This window comes from Actinomadura sp. K4S16, assembly GCF_008327685.1.
In the GTDB taxonomy this organism is placed as follows: Bacteria; Actinomycetota; Actinomycetes; order Streptosporangiales; family Streptosporangiaceae; genus Spirillospora.
This window is the reverse complement of sequence record NZ_BDDE01000029.1, coordinates 1-18457: the sequence shown is the minus strand read 5'-3', so window position 1 is coordinate 18457 and position 18457 is coordinate 1. Positions and strand designations below refer to the sequence as shown.

Genomic DNA, 18457 nt, shown 5'->3' with positions numbered 1-18457 from the left:
GCTGGGCCCAGCGGCCACCACGCGATCTTCGGTTGTCCTCACAAACACCCATGATCACGCGGTGGCCGTCTGCATGCTCCAGCACCCCCACCAGCAAGATCACGACTTACCGCTGGAGTACTAGCCTTGGCGAGCCCTGCTGACTCGGATGTGAGCGTTGCGATCAGCGCGTCCCGCTCCTGGTCGTTCAATTCTTCGACCCCATCCGCCGCCTTCGCGATCACCCGTGAGACTGGATGGCGCCCCAGACTGAAGTCCATAGACACCAATCCGAGCACCGTGGCCAGATCATTGTGAACGAAGGCGTCCTTGACTCGACCCGCTGCGCGATTACCGCGATCGTTGATGCGCCTGATTTCCGACCACATTTCCGCAAAGCGAGACATTCCGAGCCGGAAGACTCGGCCCTCTACAGCCGACTCATCTGCGCTGGTGAACGCAATCTCGTCGCAGGCTGTGTGCTTCTCAATCAGCCGAATGATCCGGTTGCAGTCTTTCAAGAGGCCAAGTCCATAGGCGTAGTCCTTGACAAAGCCAGCTGGGAGCATTTCAAGGACCGTTTCTAGTTCGGACTCCTCGAAGTACGGGTCAATCGCCGAAATCTCCACAACTAGGGTACGTATCTGGTCGTACTTGGGACCGAGATATCCACTCGTACCGTACAGCGTGTTGATCGGATAAATACGAAGTTCTCCGGAACCTCGAACGAGGCCTAGCAATTTTACACCCGCATCGGCGCGGGCTGCCGCCGGAGCACCCTCGGCAGGTGAGACGGAGGGGATGAAGTACGCCTCGATCTCCTGGCCTATGGAAGCCATCCGAATGTCGAGGCGTCCGTTTTCCGATTGGTCAATTCCAAACCGTGCCACAGTAAGCCTCAACTCTTCTCAAGTAGCTATTCGTCCAATGGTCAAGCTCTCGTAGGTGTGTGAGCAAGCGGAGCCACGGCCCAGGGGGTGAAGAGCCTGTGCTCGGGTTCAAAGAGTCGTCACCCACTGCCTGTCGGAGAGCATAGATGCTTGCTGAGGGCTTCTGCGGGACTTTTCCAGGCCAGGGTCTTCGGGGCCGGGCTGTTGAGTGCGGCTGCGACGGCGTCGAGTGCGTCTTGCCCGTGTGGGCTCAGGTCGGTGCCTTTGGGGAAGTAGTGGCGCACAGACCGTTGGTATTCTCGTTGGTGCCGCGCCGCCAGGGGCTATGCGGGTCGGCGAAGTAGATCTCCAGTCCCGGTGTCGAGACGTAGTTGGGTGTGCTGGGCCATCTCCGCGCCCTGTCCCAGGTCAGCGACCGGCGCAGTTGCTCGGGCCAGTTGGTGAGGGTTGCGGCGATGGCATCGCGCACCGCCCTCGGCTCAGTGCCCGGCCAGCGCCGGGCCATTCTTTTACCCGAGGCCACGCCGCAGGCGATGAGTCTGGTCATCCGCGACCTGGAACGGCGCGGGCTGATCCGCCGCGATCCGCATCCGGACGGCGGGCGCGTGCTGCGCGCCCGGGTCACCGGCAGGGGGCTGAACGTCCCGCGGCGCTGTGACCGCGCGTTGGACGACATCGAAGCGATCATGTTCGCCGAGATCGACGCAGCATCGCTGCAGGATGACACAGACATAGAGGGCGATCGCTTCCGCTTGATGCCTCCTTGTCCGGCCTGCTTTGAGCGGAACGCCCACTTCGTCAATCGGTGCGGCGGCGGCTGCGGATTTTGTCGAAGGCGGCGAGGGCGGTGTCGTCGGCGTCGTCGAGGGTGTGCAGGTAGCGCTCGGTGGTGGAGATGGATCCGTGGCCGAGGCGTTCCTTGACGACTTGGAGGTCGGCGCCGCCGGCCAGGAGCCAGGATGCGTGGGCGTGACGGAGGTCGTGGATGCGGACCTTGGCGTCCAGGTCGGCTTTCTTGAGGGCGGGCTTCCAGATCCGGTTGCGAAACCAGTTGGCGGGGATGTGGCCGTCGGTCTCGCGTCGGCGGGGTTCGCGGGGGTGGTCCTTGCCGTCGGCTCGGCGGCGGGCGCGGTATTCGGCGAAGGCTCGTCTGCAGTGGTCGCAGCGGCATTTGGCGGCGTTGTAGGCGCTTAGCGTGCCGTGCTGGTAGCGGCGTCCCTTGGCGTTCACTTCGGTCCAGCCGAGGGTCTCGGGGTCGAGAGGGGCGGGTGGCTCCTCGGTCGTAGTTTCCGGTTGGTAGACGAACAGGAGTCCGTCGGTGCCGAGGTTCTCTTCGATGATGTGGTCTTCGAGTTTGGCGACGATCTGGTCGCTGAGCTTGAAGCGTCGCCACTCTTTGTCTTTGGGGTAGTCCTTGACCAGGAAGCGTTTGCCCTCGGGGTGGAACTTCGGGTTGAGCTCCACTACGACGCGGCTGACCGTCAGGAGGCGGGAGCGGGTTTTGAGGTCACGGCCGCGGAGTTCGGTGAGTTCGCCCCAGCGCAGGCCGGTTTCGATGGCGGTCTCGACCAGGAGTTTGGAATCGGCGTCCGGGAGGGCGTGGTAGAGGTCGTCGAACTGCTCGGGGCTGATGATTTCCAGTGGCTTCTCGGGGACGGTGGGGGTGCGGACTCCTTTGCAGGGGTGGATGTAGGTGACCTGGTCGTTCAATGCGGTGGTGAAGATGGCGCTGAGGACGACCTTGTTGTAGCGGATGGTGGCGGCGGAGACGCCGTTCCTCTTCATCTGCCTGATCCAGGCGCGGACGTGCTCGGGGAGGATGTCCATCATCCGCATCGCGCCGAACTCGGGCATGACGTGCTTGTAGATCGAGTAGTGGTAGCTCTGCATGGTGGTCGGCTCGACCTCGTGGTTGGGCAGCCAGGTCTCCTCGACGTACTTCTTGAAGGTCTGCCGGCCCCGCTTGAGGTTGAGGTCCCTGCCCTTGCCGACCTCGGCCTCGGCGCGCTGCCAGGCCCGGTCGGCCTCCTTCTTGGAGGAGAAGGTCCCCGCTGATGTGATCTTGCCTTTGAGGTCTTCGTAGCAGGCGGTGTAGCGCGGCTTGCCGTGGCGGTCGATGCGTTTGAACGCGTACCCCAACGTCACTCCCCCGAATGATCGTTTGTTAGTCGCTCGTTAGTGGACTCTGCCCCACGGGGCGGGATCCAGGATGACTGCACGTCACGCACTTTAGGCCTCTGACCTGCATGTTCTCATGGATTCGACGGATCGCGAAGGAGGTGAGATGAATGCTTTTTGGGCACTGGGGGTCAAGGGGTCGTGGGTTCAAATCCCGCCGTCCCGACAGAGTTTGTGCAGGTCAGAGGGCTAAAGCGGGGTCGCTCCGCGGCTCCCCCCAACGGCGGTGGGGAGCCACAGGGGGAGCCAACGTCAGCAGGATCGGGCCCAGAAAGCGGCTTTCGTCTCAGTGGATAGATCACCTTGGCCGGAAATGCGTGTCAAGCACATGACACCGGTCAAGAAGTCCTCGCTGTCCGCCCAGTGCCGCCGAGGAACGCGGCCATGAGCAGCCCCACGACCATGAACATCGGCGCACGGCGCCGCCATCCGCGCGCGGCCAGCCAGTTCACCGCCGGCTCGATCGCGAAGGTCGGGAACGCCAGCGAGCGTGAACGCCTCGGACAGCCACGGGGGCATCCGCTGCGCAGGTGAACATCCACAGACCCTTTGCTGAGCCAGCCGAGCCTCCCAGCCGTCGGCAGGGGCACGGGGCGAGGAATGTGAAACGCCCCGGGTGGGATGGAGGCTCGTTTTCCCTGAGTGGATCGAGTCATGGCCCGTCCGTCTCCCCCTGAACTGCGCAGGCGCGCGGTCCGCATGGTGGACCGAGATTCGCCCGCTACCCCAGTGAGTGGTCGGCGATGAAGGCCGTCGCGGCACAGGCTGGGAGTCGTCTCGACCGAGACGGTGCGCAACTGGGTGCGTCGGGCCGAGGCCGACCGGCCGCACAAGTACTGATCGCGTTCATCGATGCGTTCCGCAAGGTCTTCGGTGTCGAGCCGATCTGCCGGGCGTTTCTGCGCACGGCACCAAGATCACACTGTCCGCCCACCACGCCGCCAAGTCACGGCCGGCCTCGCCCCGGAGGGTCCGTGACGAGTGGCTCAAGACCGAGATCAGCCGCATGTACACCGGCAACTACCAGGTCTATGTCGCCCGGAAGGTCTGACGGCAATTGCAGCGCGAGGACCACCAGGTGCCGCGCTGCACGGTGGAGCGCCTGGATGCGCGAACTCTGCCTGGCCCGCGTCCGCGGCGGCCGCAAGATCCGCACCACCGTGTGCGCGGATGGGAACGAACGCGCGGCGGACCTGCTGCGTCGAGACTTCACCGCGACCACGCCGAACCGCCGAGGGGTGGCCGCGACTTCACGCACGTGACCACCTGGGCCAGCGTCGTCTACATCGCACTCGTGGTGGTCATCTTCTCGCGTGCGCCGCTCCAGCGCGGCGGGCCCTCATCGGGGAACAGGGCCGACCGGGTGGCCGAGTGGATGCCGTCGGCGCCAACCAGGACGTCCGCGCGTGCGTGCGAGCCGCCGGCGAACCGGGCGGTCACGGCCCCGGCGTCCTACTCGAAGCCGATTAGGCGGTGGCCGGTGCGCACCGCGTCCGCGCCCAGCCGTTCCACCACGCGGTGGAGCGGGCCCTGCAGCCGGCCGTGATGCACGCTGATCTGCGGGTGCGCGAACCCGGCGGCCAGACCGCAGGGCCTGCGTATGATCTCCTGCCCCAGCCGGTGGGCGTAGACCAGCTCACCGGTGCGCACTCCGATCTCGTCGAGCCGGTCCAGCAGCCCCACCGCGGCCAGTTCCCGGGCCGCGAACGGCAGCACGTTGATCCCGACACCGAGCTCGCGGATCCGCTCACCGCGCTCGTAGACCACGCAGCCGATGCCCTCGGCGTGCAGGCGGAGCGCGGTGAACAACCCGCCGATCCCGGCTCCCACGATCATCACCTTCACGGCTTCTCCTCGTCCTCGTCGAGGCCGTCGCGGCCACCGCCCGGCGGTGCAGCGGCTCGGCGGTCCGCGGTTTCCGAGCGGAGCGAACCGGTCGTGATCAGCCGTGCGGTGATCCGGACGACGGCCAGAGCGGCCACGCCGGCCAAGCCGAAGAGCAGGAGGCGCAGGGTGGGCGTCCACGGCCAACTCGGGCCGGACGGGCCGAGGTCGGCCGAGCGGTACTCGAGGATCTTGCTGGTCCAGCGGGCCGTGGGCCTGTCGAGCGTGCGGGCCATGGAACGCAGCACCGGGTCGAACGCGAAGCCCGGCCGCCGGTGCGGGTACTCCAGCGGGACGCCGGCGCGGCGGGCGGCGGCCGCGATCTCGGGGTCGGGGTTCGCCGCGGCGGTGGTGCCCGGGACCATCAGACGGTCGACGCCGTCTCCCGCGCCGGCGAGGCGCCGCCTCGGAGCGAAGGTCAGGCCGTGCCGCGAGCGCACGGTGGCCGTGGCCGCGATCGTGACCGTCCGGACGGCCTTGACCTCGGCGTACGGGCTGAACACCGAGGCGAGTTCCAATTCGCCGACGCCGTCGGTGAGCACCACCCCCACCTTGGTGGAATGCGAGCGGAACCCGAGGTTGAGCAGGTGCACGATCGCGTCGGACGGCGCCAGCCGCGATTCGGGCATCCTCGCGGGGGTGCCGGGAGAGTACCGGTGCCAGCCGGCGGCCCGGGCGGCCGCGGCGGCGGTGTCGGTGCCGGCCAGCCGCTCGATCACCCGCAGCGTCCCGTCCATCGACGACAGCAGCCCGCCCGTGGTGATCACGTTTCCGGCGTCGACGTAGCGGACGCCGCGCCGCCAATGCACGGCGGGGTGGGCGTCCTTCAGGCCGGAGAGCCGGTACCAGTGCGTGGTGGCCTCGCGGCCGTCGAGGAGCCCGGCTTCGGCGACCAGCCGGGCTCCGGTGCACACGCCGAGCACCAGCCCGCGGCTCGCGGTGCTCCGCAGCCACGCGACGACGCGGCGATCGCCGCCGTCGTCGGAAGGCATCTCCGGCACCACGGTGACGTCCGGCGCTCCGCCGTCCAGCCGCCGGCTCAGTTCCGCGAAGTCCAGGTCGGGGACGAGGTCCAGCCCCCCGAGCAGCGGCAGGGGCCGGCGTTCAGGTGCCACCGTGTAGACGTTGAACCTCCCGGTGCTCGCCAGAAGGTCGTAGGGGACGAGCGTGTCGGCCACGTTGGCGCCTGCGTTGCCGACCACGACCGCCACGGTGGGCTTGCCCGGGGCGTGCACGGGCGGAGCCACGGCGGGGAGGCCCCCGGCGGTGGGCGGCGCGTACCGGTAGGAGGCGAAACTCCGCGAGCTGATGAGGAACTCCACGCCCGGGACGAGCAACAAGGCCACGAGGACCACCAGCCCACGGCCGAGGACCCGCAAGACCCGCGCGCCCTGTTCCTTTCTCAGCTGGGACATAAGGCGTCCAAAGCCCGCTGCCCGAGGCTCGATCGCATCGCGTTCACCGGCTCTTGGCCGTGAACGTCAGATGGGTGACGCCCGAGGGCGGCGAGACCGCCTCGATGTCGAACGCGTCCTCCAGCGACTCCAGGCCGTCCCAGAGCCGGACACCGCGGCCGAGCAGGATCGGGACCTGCACCACGTGCATGTGGTCGACCAGCCCCTCGGCGAGGAAGTCGCGCACCACCGAGGGCCCGCCGCCGAGGCGCACGTCCCGGCCGCCGGCCGCCTCACGGGCCCGCTTGAGCGCCTCGGCGGGCGAGGCGTCCAGGAAGTGGAACGTGGTGCCGCCCCGCATCTCGATCGACGGCCGCGGCCGGTGGGTGAGGACGAAGACCGGGGTGTGGAACGGCGGGTCGGCGCCCCATGCGCCGCGGTAGCCGGGGTCGTCCTGCCATCCGGGCGGACCGAACTTGCCGGCACCCATGATCTCGGCGCCGATCCCGGATTCGTGCAGTGCGGCTAGGGCGTGGTCGGCGCCGGTGCTCCCGCCCGGGCCACCGCCCATCCGGTGCCAGAACCGGGTGGCGAACATCCACTCGTGCAGGCGCTCGCCGGCGTGCCCGAACGGGGCGTCGGGGCCCTGGCCCGCGCCGGTGCCGAAGCCGTCGAGCGAGATCGCGAAATTGTGCACGCGGAGATCGGACATCACCGTGCTCCTTCGATGATCGAGGCCCCGGGCGGCATCGGCGGCCGACCGATGCCTTCCGGGCGTGACCTCACCATCGGGGGCCGGTACGCGGGCTGCGACGAAACGTCACGACAATGGCCGAAATCTTGGTACGCCCGTCCCCGCGGCATAGGGTCATCAAGGTGGACGAACGGCTGATGGTGGTCGTCGGATACGACCGGGGCGCAGTTGCTCGGCATCGCCTGCGTGACATCGACGTTGAACGAGGCGAACTGGGGCACCAACCCCGCAGTACCGGGTGCTCCTGGCCACCCCGAGCGGGCGGCCGATCACCTGTACCGACGGGATGACGCTGCACGGGCAGGAAGCGCTCGAGCGGCTTAAGGGCCCGCTGGACACGCTGATCGTGTCGGGCGGGCTGGGCTACCGCGAGGCCGCGGACGACCCCCGCTTCGTCGGCCATGTGCGCCGGCCGACCAAGGAGAGCCGGCGGGTCGTATCGGTGTGCACCGGCTCCGCCGTGCTGGCCGCGGCCGGCCATCTCGACGGCAGGCGCGCCGCCACCCACTGGACGTGGGCTGACAAGATCGCCGCACGGTATCCGAAGGTCGCCTTCGACCCAGGCCCGATCTACATCCGCGAAGGCAACATCACCACCTCGGCGGGCGTCACCAGCGCACTCGACCTGACGCTCGCGTTTCATCCAGGACGACCACGGGCCGGAACTGGCACGCGGCGTGGCGCAACTGGTCGTGACCTACCTGCAGCGGCCGGGCGACCAGGCGCAGATGAGCATGTTCGTCGCCGCCGCACCGCAGCCCGAGCACGGCCTCGTCCAACAGGTCACCGACCACGTCGCCCGCAACCTCGACGGCGGCTTGAGCACCGCCGCCCTGGCCCGGCCGGCGGGGGTGAGCGAGCGTCACCTCACCCGGCTGTTCCTCCAGCACCTCGCCCGCACTCTGGGGCGCTACGTACGCCAGGCCCGCACCGAAGCGGCCGCCCACCTGCTGGCGACGTCGACGCACCCGATCGCGAGCGTGGCACGGCGCTGCGGTTTCGGGACAGCCGAGACGCTCCGCTAAGCCTTCGTCGACCAGCCCCCTCCCGCTACCGCTCGGACCACTCAACGCGCCAGGCGGACAGGACGGGTGGCAACAGCGCCCGAACGCCTTGCCCCATGGCCAACTGCGAGACCGACAACGCCCGCAGCGCGCGTGGGACAGCGGCGCGGGTTGGCCCCCTGCCGCGGCCTCCATGTGGGCTGACGGTGTCTCGTGCGGAGGGTCAGCTCTCGGTCCTCCTCACGCGAGCTTCCCTATAGGCGTCGGTCAGCAGGGCAAGGACGTCCTTGTCGATGGGGCTGGTGAGGTAGTTGTTCTGCCGGATCTCGCCCGGGAGGCGCTCGTCCAGGCGGGCCAGGGTTCGCGGCGCCTCGGTCTGGAAGACCGACCGCTGCGGGCTGACGAACGCGCCACCGTCGTTCCAGATGGTGACCAGCCCGCGCCCTTGGCCGGGAAGCCGTGGATTGAGCACCCAGCGCCCTTTGCCGATGGTGGTGAAGAGGACGGCCAAGTCCTCAGCCTCCAAATGTCGCGCCCAGTCGAGCAACCGGCGCAGCAGTTCCCGGTGCGCCGGTTCGGCCTGATCGATGCTGTCGGCGAAAGCCTGCGTGCCCGGCGCCGGCTTGGCGTCCCGGCGGGCCGGCGCCGCCGCCAGGGCCGGGGCCCCGGCGCGCTCAGGCTCGATCAGCTGAGGCACCAATACCCGGGTGCCTTGGACGGTGTAGGCGGCCACGGTCACCACGTCGATATCGAGCCGGTCATTGGTGACCGCCTGAAGGAACCCGGTGAGCTCGATCAGATCCGCCGGAGCGGCGTCCAGCACCACCACGCACCGGAACCGCCCCTCCTCCAGAGCCTGCGCCATCTGCGCGTTGAACGACTCGGCGTCCACGGAGCCGTCGCCGACTTCGGCGACGACCGCCTCCGCTATCGAGGCGTGACCGCCCCTGGCCAGGTGAGGCCGCAAGAGTTGTTCGAAGGCATCGGCGGAGAGCCCGAACAGGTAAGAGGCGTAGCCGAGCGTCTGCGTGAACACCTGCCGGCGGTCGGCGTTGGAAGCGAGCTTGACCTCGATCACCACGGGCCGTCCGGTCTCGGCCTCGATCGCGATCAGGTCCGCATAGCCGTTGCCCAACTGCACTTCCCGACCCAGCATCACCACCGTCGGCTGGCCCGGGAGCGGGAGCATCGCCGCACCGTGCTCGATGCTGTCGTGCAGGACCTGCTCCCGCTCGAACGGCTCGGGCCGCAAAGCCACCAGACCGCCGCCGGTCTCACGCCAGATCCCCACCACCGGCAACTCCCCTCCTCAGATTTCACCGCGCATCGAATATGCATCGAAACCTGGAGCCGTTTCCACCGTGGGAGGCCGATCCGAATACGATTCACGACCTCATGAGCGAACACCCGCTGCCGAACCGGCTTGCGACCGGGTCCCTCAGCAGGACCCGGCATGGAGCCATTCGAGCGACGATCCCCGCGTCGTCGCCGCGCCGCCCGTAGCGACGTCCCATCGCCTCTCATATCCCGGCGGGACGAACAGGAGTTGCTGGCCCCGTCTGGATAGTGGTCGCCCTGCTGGTAGGACCATTGCCCGTAGACGCCGTCGTACGGCTCGAGAGGGTCCTCCCTTTCTGGACCGGGCTTCCCACGAATCACAGCCGCCACCAGTAGCAGCCCGCGGTGATATCGATTCCCTGGCGGCCACGCCCCACGTCGCGGGTCAGACATCCCTGGAGGTTGGGTGTCAAGCGGCGAGGTCGTGGTTGTGGTGTGACCAGGCGGTGGCCTGGTTGTAGGGGGTGTGGGTTTTGAGGCAGCCGTGCAGGATGCCGACCAGGCGGTTGCCGACCTGGCGCAGGGCGGCGTTGTGGCCGATGTCGCGGGCGCGGAGTTGGTCGTAGTAGGCGCGGACGTGCGGGTCGTGCAGCAGGGCGCAGGAGGCCTGCATGTGCAGTGCGTCGACGAGGCGGTCGTTGTGGACGAACCGGGCGTGGACGGTGCGCATCTTGCCCGATTGGCGGGTGATCGGGGACGTTCCGGCGTAGTTCTTGCGTGCCTTGGCTGAGGCGTAGCGGCCGGGGGCGTCTCCGAACTCGGCGAGCACCCGGGCACCGAGAACGGTTCCCAGGCCGGGCTGGGACAGGATGATCTCAGCGTCCGGGTGCCGGCCAAAATGCGCCTCGACCTGCCCTTCCAGGGCGGTGATCTCGGCGTTCAGGGTGGTGATGACCGCGACCAGCGACCGGACCGTGGCCGCGTAGGCGCTGGTGACGATCTCGCCTTGCCCCAGGTGCTCGGCGCAGGACCTGCTGGACCGCTGCGGCCTTGGCGTCGATGTCGCGGCGGCCGGTGAGCGCCGCGGCGATCTGGCCGGTGGTGAGCTCGGCTCCCGCGGCCGGAGCGGGGGCGGCGGCCAGCAGCCGCAGCACCGCCGGCGAGGTCAGGCCGAGAGGCTTGTAGGCCGCCAGCGCGGCGGGGAAGTACTCGCGCAGCGCTGACCGCAGCCGCAGCATGTGCCGGGTGCGTTCCCACACCATGCTCTGATGCGCCCGGGTGACGACCTTGACCGCCTCGGCGATCTCGGAGTCGCCGGCGACTTCGCGCAGTTGCCGGTGGCGGGTGCGCAGCATGTCGGCCAGCGCACGGGCGTCGCCCTTGTCGCTCTTGGCCCCCGAGGACCCCAGGATCTCCCGGTGCCGGGCGGCCTGCTTGGGATCCACCGCGAACACCCGGTACCCCGCCGCCACCAGCGCCCGCACCCACGGGCCCCGGTCGGTCTCGATGCACACACCTACATCGCAGGGTTCGGCGTCGGCGGCCACGAACCGGCCGACCAGCTCGTGGAACCGCGACATCCCGTCCATCCCCTCGGGCAGCCGCGCCCGCTTGAGGACCCTCCCGTCTGAGTCCTGGACCTCCACATCGTGGTGGTCCTCGGCCCAGTCGTCTCCGACGAACAGCACACCGGCCTCCATCAACGACCAACACATCAGCAGCCCGCAGAGGCCGGTCGGCGACCTAATGGACCAGTGCTCACGCCGGCCATCGGCGGGCACGACATCCCATCAGCGATCAAGACCCCTGACCACCGGAGAGGGCACGATCTGACCCCAGGACTCACAGATCCAGGTGAAGGAAGTGCTCACTCCCCGGCGGCTACCAGGCACCGAGTCTGCCAGCGGCGGCCGACCCGGTAGCTCCCATTAGGTGAGGAGGGTGCGGGCGGCGCGGACGACGGCCTCGTCGACCGGGCGGCCGTCCTCGCCGACGAACACGGTGGAGCCGGAGGCCAGGACGGCCTCATGGCGGGCGAGCAGGGCGCGGGCCCGATCCAGGTCGGACGGTGTCGGCGTGAAGACCTTTGCGGCGACCGGGAGCTGGGCCGGGTGGATGCAGGCGCGGCCGCGGAAGCCGAGCCGTTTGAGGCGCGGCGTGGTCGCGCGGAACGCGTCGAGGTCGCGGAGTTCGGTGGAGACCGGAGCGATCGGCGGGCGGAGGGCCGGCGGCGGCGGACGCCGCGACCACCTGGGACCTGGCCCAGAGCAGCTCGGACTCGTCCGGGCCGGGGGTGACGCCGAGGTCGGCGGCCGGGTCGGCCTCGCCGATCTGGAGGCTGGCGCCCCTGTCCCTGCCGAAAATCTCGTCCGCGCAGGTCAAGCAGCATGTTCGTACTCGTTGAGGATTCCGCCCAGACGTTGCCTTCTTCGGATGTTCAGGTGGGCGATCCGGTCTGGTTCGCTGATCGGCGGAGGCAGCGGCTGCAACGGGCGGGCGTTGACGATGCCCTGATGCGGGCGATGCTCGTTGTAGAAGGTCTCGGACCGGATCCACCTGCGCACGACCAACCCGATCGAGAGCACCTTCGCCACGGTCCGCCACCGCACCAAGGTCACCAAGGGCCCCGGCTCACGGGCCGCCGGCCTGGCCATGGCGTCCGGGCCCTGGCGGCCACCGGGCTGCTGGTGCTGGCCGATAAGGCCTACCAGGGCGCCGGGGCGCAAATCCTCACGCCCTACAAAGGGACGCGACAAGCCTGAACCGCAAAAGGCCGCCAACCGTGCACACGCCAAGCTCCGCGGACCCGGAGAACGAGCGAACGCCCAGCTCAAGTCATGGCGAATCCTGCGGGAGCTGCGCTGCTGCCCCCACCGCGCCGGCCGCCTCGCCAAAGCCATCCACACCCTGCAACTCCGCGAGACCGCAGCACGCTGGAAAAGGCTCAGTAAATAATGATCTTTGATTTCGCGAAGCCGTCGAGTCTGATGGTTCCGCCGGCTTGTCGGATGGAAGGTACGCGGGCGCCGGGTGCCTTGCCCGGCAGGGTGATCCTCCCGGCGTCGGCTACCGCCCACGCCACCACCGATACCCCGCCCGCCGGCGAGCCCAGCGCGTCTCCGTCCCACAGCACAGAGTGGGAACCACTACTCGCCGACGAGACGCCTACCTCATCGGCACCTCAAGAACCCACGCCAAAGACCAGAGTCGTCCATCGCGGGGACACTCTGTGGAGTCTGGCCCGCCGCGCCTACGGCTCCGGTGACCGCTACCCCAGGATCTTCAAAGCCAGCCGCACCATCGACCAGCCTCCCGGCATACCGGCCCTCACCAATCCCGACGAGCTCCACCCAGGCCAACGAGTGCGAATCCCTCCAGCCCCCAAGCGAGCGGACGGGCCTCCGCCGGAACGCGGCACTGACGCCGCCCACCCTGAACGTCCCTCGAAGCCCAAGACCGACCACGATCACAACCATCCACGACGCGCTTCCCAAGGACCCAACGTCCCTGGGAGCCACCCCTCGCAGGTGCCCAGCCCGGTCGTCGCCCCACCGGCGGATAACCCACCTGCCAGCCACTCGCCGTCCACGCCGCGAGCCACCGCCGAAGACCGTCCAGGGATCACCCTGCCGTCCGGTTCCTATATCGGCCTGGGCCTCGCCGCAGCGCTCAGCATTGCCGTCGCCGCCACCCGCCTGCACCGACGCCGCCGACTCCACACCAACCCTGGCGACGTCTCGGCCCACGAGTCAGCTGCGCTGCCGGAACCGGTCGCCAAGGCCCGCAAAGCCCATCTAGACCTCGCCTACGCCAACCATGACGACCCCATCCCCCCCGACGTTGACCTCGTCGCAAAGGATGACGCCACGCCACCTAACTCGATCACTCTGGGCGCTCGCGACCGCACCCCCATCACCCTGCCGCTCGCCGGGCTCGTTCTCGGTCTGACCGGCGACGGCGCACTCGCAGTGGCCCGAGCCATCACCACCGAACTCCTCGCCCAAGCACGCCGCGACCGCGCCGAACTCCTTATCCCCCGACCCGACGCCGACGCCCTCTACGCCGGTGCCGCCCTCACCGGCATTCCAGGGCTCACCATCACGCCCAGCCTCGCGGCAGCAACCTCCCAACTGGAGGCCGAGATCCTCCGCCGCGCCCGGCTCTTGGAAAACACCGACCAATCCGACCTGAATGCCGTGCGCGCCGCCGACCCCACCGACCCGCTCCCCGTCCTGCTCCTGACCGCCTCCGTCCCCGAACCAACGACCGCCACCGTCCAGGCCATCGCCCAACTCGGCACCCGCTACGGCATCGGCACTCTCATCCTCGGCCCCGCACCGACGGGAACCACCCTGCACCTCACCGCCGACGCCACCGTCGCCCAAGCCGAGGGACCCCACGCCGACACCCTCACCGGAGTTCGCCTGTTCCACCTGACCAGCGACGACGCTGACGCCATGCTCCACACCCTCCGCACCGCCACCGGCGCCCCCGAACCGAAGACGGTCGACATCCCGGGACCACGAGCCACCTCCGACAGCAGTTCAGAGGTCACTCCCCACGCCTCGGCACGCGACGAAACCCTCATTTCCGCCCCCACCGACCAGGACCACCCCCGCCCGATTCGACTCCAGGTACTCGGACCGGTCCGCCTTCACACCACCGACGGCCCCATCACCACCGGAGTCCGCCGCAGCGCTCGCGACCTGCTCGCCTACCTCGCCCTCCACCCCAGCGGCATCACCCGCGACCAAGCCATCAACGCCCTCTGGCCCGACCACCAACCCGAAACCGCAACCACCCAGTTCAACACCGCCGTGGCCAACATCCGCAAGACTCTCCGCACCGCCACTGGCCTCCGCGAACCCATGTACGTCACCCACATCGCAGGCCGCTACCGCCTCGACCCGAACCTCATCGACGTCGACGAACAACGCCTAACCGCCGCCCTCGCCAAGGCCCGTCACGCGGCCACCGACCCCGAACGCATCGCCGCGCTCACACCGGTCAGCGACCTCTACACCGCCGAGTTCGCCACCGACCTCACCCACGACTGGGCCGAAAACCACCGCGAACACCTACGCCGAGCAGTCATCGACGCCCTGGCCCGCCTTGCCCGGCTGCTCCAACACGACCACCCCGAGCAAGCCCTCAACACGCTGGAACAGGCCATCACCCAAGACCCCTACGCCGAGCCGCTCTACCGCCGCGTCATGCAACTGCAAGCCGAACTCGGCCACCCCGACGCCGCCCAACGCACCTATCGGCTCCTAACAGCCCGACTCGCAGACCTCGACACCGAACCCGACGAAAAGACCCACCAGATGCTCATCGACCTCGAACGGCACCCCTGATTGGATTCAGCGGTGGCCGGTGACCGGAAACCCAGTCCGGTGCCCTCGGTGGAGGAAGCTCTCAAAGGTACCTGCTCCCCGGCACGGGTGACCGGGTTCTTCACAGCGGCCCTTGCCCCTCGGGCGAAGAACTGTGCCACCCGAACGCAGGACCAAAGGGCGCAGGCTTCGAGTGCGGCGGTGTGCTTATCGCAGATCAGCAAGAGTGCGTCGCGGTAGAAGCCACGCACGGACGCCAGCCCTGCCATGCCCAAGCACCACCTGTTCGAAGCAGCTCCGCGAACAGGGCACCCATCACGTGCTGGTGGTCCCCGTCTGCCTGTACAGCGAGCTGAACGAGCTGCAAGCCTCGGCCTACCAGCAAAACCCAGACGACACCCTCGCCACAAGCAACGGGAGCCGGCACCTCCAGCAGGGACCCAACCGTGGGGTGAGCGACCTGGCGGGAGGGACGGATGCCCAGAGCTGCGCCGTCACGCTCATCGGTCCGGGCCCGGCGCAACCGCCCCGACTCCCGGCCAGCCCTGGAAGCTTCTGCCGTCCGCGCTGGGGCCGACGCCGAGGTCGGGTGATGGATGAGCACCTGGACGGCGGCGGGTGCCGACCGGCTGGCCTTCTTACGCCTGGACCTGCTGCTACTGGGTGGCCGCGACGCCTGCACCCTGCTGGATGAGCCGGCTATGTCCCGGGCGGCTGAGTCACCGCAGCGCTAGGAATGATGCTCATCGTCAAGGTACGTCGATCAGGTGGCGGCAGCCCACTGCACGCTTCACCATGTGACCACCACCACGCGCCCGACTGTACAGAAAAGGGTGGGCCGAACTAAATGAACACCCAGACTTTTCAACGCGTTTTTTGGACACCTCTGAGCAGGGTCCGGACCGGCCTGGAGCCGCCGGTCGGCGGCTGTTGAGAAACGAAGGCGGTCTCAGTGGATCAATGCATCGACCTGGCCGCAAAGGTCAGCGTAAACCTCGTTGGGTGTTCGGTAGCCGTGGATTTTGCGAGGCCGGTGGTTGAGGTCGGCGGCGATGGCGTCCAGGTCTGCTTGGGTGAATGTGCGCAGGTCGCGGTTCTTGGGCAGGTACTGGCGCAGGAGGCCGTTGGTGTTTTCGTTGGTTCCTCTCTGCCAGGGGCTGCGACGTTTGCAGAAGTAGACGGGCATGGCGGTGTCGGCGGTGAAGCGGGCGTGTTCGGCCATTTCGCGGCCGCGGTCCCAGGTCAGCGTTCGCCGCAGGTGGGGTTCGATCTGCAGAGCGGCGCGGGTGAGATGCGGCCGGACCTGGTGGGCTTTGATCCCGTCGGGGAGCGCGACGAGGCAGACACGGCGGCTGGTGCGTTCGACCAGCGTGGCGATGGCTGAGGGCCGGGTTCCCATGACCAGATCGCCTTCCCAGTGGCCACCGGTCTTGCGGTCGTCCGCCTCGGCGGGACGCTCCCCGATGGGCAGCATGTCGCGGATGCGGCCGCGGCCGCTGGGCTGGCGGGCCTTACGCGGGAGACGCATCAGGCGGCCGGTGCGCAGTTGACGGGACAACTGGCGGTTGATGGCCCGGCGCCTGGGGTCGAACAACGCCAGGTAGATGGTCTCGTGGGAGATCCACATGGTGGGGTCGTCGGGCGAGTCCAGGCGCAGTCGGCCGCTGATCTGCTGTGGTGACCAGCGTCGTGCGAGCAGTTCTTCGACCACGACTCGCAGATCCGGGCGCTCGGCCAGTTTCGCCTTCTTGGGGCGGCGGGCTCGTTGCTCGGCGGCTGCATCGGCTGTGCCGGCGCGGTAGGCCTCACGGCCGCCGTTACGCGCGATCTCCCGGGAGACCGTCGAGGCCGGACGGCCCAGCCCGCGGGCGATGGCTCTGCCGGACATGCCCGCGGCGATGCCCCGGGAGATCTCCTCACGCTCTTCAGCCGTCAGGTGCCGCAACGACCGGCATCGCGGCGGACTCTTCAGTCCACCGGTCTGCAGCAGGAACCGCCGCACATGCTGCAGCTGCGCTCCCATGCCCCTGGCGATACAGCCCAGCGACTCACCATTGCGCCAACGACTCCACAGCTCCTCCTGCCGAGCCGTCGAGAACCCATAGTCCCGCACTCGCACCTCCGAAACGATCAAGATCATCTTCGGTGATGCACTGACCCCTTGAACCCAAGATCGTTTCTGAGATGGGAATCTACGGTGCTCAGCCGCTGCCTGCAGGTCGCCCCGGGACCACACGCCCGGCCCGGACGGGCGTGCCGGGCGTGCGGCCGCCAGGCCGGCGCGCTTGACCCCACACAGCCAATTCCGGCAACAGGTCCCCGCGAAACCTTTGTCAGCGTTGAGGCCCGATGAGAGGGAGGGCGTAAACGCGCAGGTTGCCGATATAATGGTGTTACGGCAAGTCGCGTACGCCGTCCGCCGCCGCTCAAGCGCCCACGTCGCTGGAGCATTGTCGGTCAAGGTCTCCCGGGGCCCGCGTTTCTCATGCTGTTCGGCATCTCTCTTAGCCGTCCGGCAGAGACGTGGGATCTGCCGAGAACGGATCGAAATGCCGAAGAACTAAACCACTGCGGCGAAGAAAGCGCGTGCCGCCGCCCGCAACGGGGCCAAGTACACCCACGCTCTCCGCCAAGAGCTCCAAGGCGAGCAGGCCGCAAGGCGCCCGAACAACGAACTCGGGATCAGTTCCTTCTCCCGGTTCGCGTACGCGCCCAAGATCAAGGTCGCCCCGCCGGTCACCATCAGATCGTTCGCCGCGTACGCGCCCAAGATTAGGAAATCGCGGGATGACGTGGGCTAGGCCGCTTCGGAGATTGAGACCAACCCCGTAGAAACGGGCACGTGCTCACCGCTCGCCCGAGTGTTCGGCAACGAACTCCGTGGCGGCCGTCGACGGCCCTCCGGGTCTGGCCCAAAGAGGCCGCATGCCCGGCGGGCCGTCGACGGCCTGGCCGCGCTCGGCGCGGCCCTTAAAGACGCAAAGAGAGGTCTCATCTGGCTGGTCACAGCCCTGCGTGCGTGCGGAGGGTTCAGGAGTTCACCCGGCTCGTGCGCGGCCCCTTCTGAGGGCCCTCAATGTCGAGGTTGCGCAAATCCTCAGGCGAGTGGACTCCCTACAGGCTACTGCTGCACCAGTCCTTGCGTCTCTGCCAAAGCGCAGGAAGGAGACCCAACGATGCTGCCCTACATGCCCGACCGTCGCCCTGGCCAAGAGCAGGCCCGGTACTGGCGGATCCGGACCGTCCTTGAGTTGGTGAAGAGCACCGCATGGCTGGTGTGGGTCATCATGATCGGCGGTCACATCGGCTGACCGCTCATGCCGCCGCGGCGACATGCCTGGGGGCTCCGGGATAAAAGCCATTACCCCGGGGCCCTCCCCCTCGGCTTTCGGCAGCGGGCTAGTCGTCCGGGCGATTGTTGACGGGGATCCATCTGGCCCGTGCCTGCCGCGCCGCGTCCAGCGCCGCCCGGCCTACCGCCTGGCCGGTGCGGTCCGAGCGGCCCAGCGCCTCGAAGATCACGGCCTCCACCGGCTCCCACGCCTCCTGGAGCTGGCGCTCATTCAGGCCGTACCGTTCCAGTTCCCTGTAGATCAGGCGGGTCTGCCGTATCAGTTCCTCGTAGGTCGGTGCGCTGTCTCCCGTGCCTGGGTCGGGTGTGTCCACCATGAGGTCCACGCTGCCACCGTCATGGCCCCAGCGCGAGAGTGCGACCGCCGTACACCCCGGGCTAGGGCAGCGCAGCGCTCCGCATGTCGTAAAA

The 18457-nt window shown here is 68.4% G+C and carries 15 protein-coding genes and 4 pseudogenes; 7 read left to right on the top strand and 12 right to left on the bottom strand.

The window, feature by feature from the left end:
• Positions 1–38 precede the first annotated feature (38 nt).
• The 3 genes and pseudogenes from K4S16_RS40465 to K4S16_RS40450 all read right to left on the bottom strand — a co-directional run bounded on the left by K4S16_RS40465 (position 39) and on the right by K4S16_RS40450 (position 3014).
• Positions 39–869, bottom strand: coding sequence for a hypothetical protein (locus tag K4S16_RS40465; protein WP_149264412.1), 831 nt, complete (start codon positions 867–869; stop codon positions 39–41).
• Between the two features lie 119 nt (positions 870–988).
• Positions 989–1378 (bottom strand): annotated as a pseudogene (locus K4S16_RS40460) (IS30 family transposase); the annotation flags it as partial.
• 289 nt (positions 1379–1667) lie between these two features.
• Complete coding sequence (locus tag K4S16_RS40450; RefSeq protein ID WP_235037391.1) at positions 1668–3014, bottom strand: tyrosine-type recombinase/integrase; 1347 nt, start codon at positions 3012–3014, stop codon at positions 1668–1670.
• A gap of 417 nt (positions 3015–3431) precedes the next feature.
• Here K4S16_RS40450 and K4S16_RS44780 point away from each other — a divergent pair, with 417 nt between their 5' ends.
• Positions 3432–3581, top strand: a complete 150-nt coding sequence (locus K4S16_RS44780; RefSeq protein WP_160161204.1) for a hypothetical protein — start codon at positions 3432–3434, stop codon at positions 3579–3581.
• A gap of 572 nt (positions 3582–4153) precedes the next feature.
• A complete protein-coding gene (locus K4S16_RS44775) occupies positions 4154–4309 on the top strand; it encodes a hypothetical protein (protein WP_160161203.1) in 156 nt (51 codons plus the stop codon).
• A gap of 19 nt (positions 4310–4328) precedes the next feature.
• Here K4S16_RS44775 and K4S16_RS45335 read toward each other — a convergent pair whose 3' ends face one another.
• The 4 genes from K4S16_RS45335 to K4S16_RS40435 form a co-directional block, all read right to left on the bottom strand.
• A complete protein-coding gene (locus K4S16_RS45335; RefSeq protein ID WP_200842398.1) occupies positions 4329–4487 on the bottom strand; it encodes a hypothetical protein in 159 nt (52 codons plus the stop codon).
• A gap of 12 nt (positions 4488–4499) precedes the next feature.
• Complete coding sequence (locus K4S16_RS40445; RefSeq protein ID WP_200842397.1) at positions 4500–4892, bottom strand: NAD(P)-binding protein; 393 nt, start codon at positions 4890–4892, stop codon at positions 4500–4502.
• Positions 4889–6277, bottom strand: coding sequence for a DJ-1/PfpI family protein (locus tag K4S16_RS40440; protein WP_160161202.1), 1389 nt, complete (start codon positions 6275–6277; stop codon positions 4889–4891). The genes K4S16_RS40445 and K4S16_RS40440 overlap by 4 nt, the downstream gene beginning before the upstream one ends.
• A gap of 112 nt (positions 6278–6389) precedes the next feature.
• The gene (locus K4S16_RS40435; protein WP_149264410.1) at positions 6390–7037 is read right to left on the bottom strand and encodes a dihydrofolate reductase family protein; all 648 of its coding nucleotides are present in this window, start codon (positions 7035–7037) and stop codon (positions 6390–6392) included.
• Between the two features lie 328 nt (positions 7038–7365).
• On the opposite strand from K4S16_RS40435, the pseudogene K4S16_RS46180 reads away from it, so the two are divergent.
• Both K4S16_RS46180 and K4S16_RS46175 read left to right on the top strand, forming a co-directional pair.
• Positions 7366–7656 (top strand): annotated as a pseudogene (locus K4S16_RS46180) (DJ-1/PfpI family protein); the annotation flags it as partial.
• Between the two features lie 100 nt (positions 7657–7756).
• Positions 7757–8104, top strand: a complete 348-nt coding sequence (locus K4S16_RS46175) for a helix-turn-helix domain-containing protein (protein WP_235037390.1) — start codon at positions 7757–7759, stop codon at positions 8102–8104.
• Between the two features lie 202 nt (positions 8105–8306).
• Here K4S16_RS46175 and K4S16_RS44770 read toward each other — a convergent pair whose 3' ends face one another.
• The 3 genes and pseudogenes from K4S16_RS44770 to K4S16_RS40415 form a co-directional block, all read right to left on the bottom strand.
• Positions 8307–9383, bottom strand: a complete 1077-nt coding sequence (locus K4S16_RS44770) for a hypothetical protein (protein ID WP_160161201.1) — start codon at positions 9381–9383, stop codon at positions 8307–8309.
• Between the two features lie 447 nt (positions 9384–9830).
• Positions 9831–11049: pseudogene (locus tag K4S16_RS40420) on the bottom strand (IS110 family transposase).
• Positions 11050–11739: 690 nt separating this feature from the next.
• Positions 11740–11955: a hypothetical protein gene (locus K4S16_RS40415; RefSeq protein ID WP_149264409.1), complete on the bottom strand. Its 216-nt coding sequence runs from the start codon at positions 11953–11955 to the stop codon at positions 11740–11742.
• Between the two features lie 69 nt (positions 11956–12024).
• Between K4S16_RS40415 and K4S16_RS40410 the strand changes: the two are divergent.
• Positions 12025–12316: pseudogene (locus K4S16_RS40410) on the top strand (transposase family protein); the annotation flags it as partial.
• A gap of 572 nt (positions 12317–12888) precedes the next feature.
• On the top strand, positions 12889–14715 hold the full coding sequence (locus tag K4S16_RS40405) for a BTAD domain-containing putative transcriptional regulator (protein WP_235037389.1): 1827 nt from the start codon (positions 12889–12891) through the stop codon (positions 14713–14715).
• Positions 14716–15643: 928 nt separating this feature from the next.
• Here the strand turns inward: K4S16_RS40405 and K4S16_RS40400 are convergent.
• A complete protein-coding gene (locus K4S16_RS40400; RefSeq protein ID WP_149264407.1) occupies positions 15644–16717 on the bottom strand; it encodes an IS30 family transposase in 1074 nt (357 codons plus the stop codon).
• Positions 16718–17870: 1153 nt separating this feature from the next.
• Here K4S16_RS40400 and K4S16_RS46650 point away from each other — a divergent pair.
• On the top strand, positions 17871–18005 hold the full coding sequence (locus K4S16_RS46650) for a hypothetical protein (protein WP_268843305.1): 135 nt from the start codon (positions 17871–17873) through the stop codon (positions 18003–18005).
• An 88-nt stretch (positions 18006–18093) separates the two neighbouring features.
• On the opposite strand, the gene K4S16_RS40395 is transcribed toward K4S16_RS46650, so the two are convergent.
• On the bottom strand, positions 18094–18363 hold the full coding sequence (locus tag K4S16_RS40395; RefSeq protein WP_149264406.1) for a hypothetical protein: 270 nt from the start codon (positions 18361–18363) through the stop codon (positions 18094–18096).
• Positions 18364–18457 lie beyond the last annotated feature (94 nt).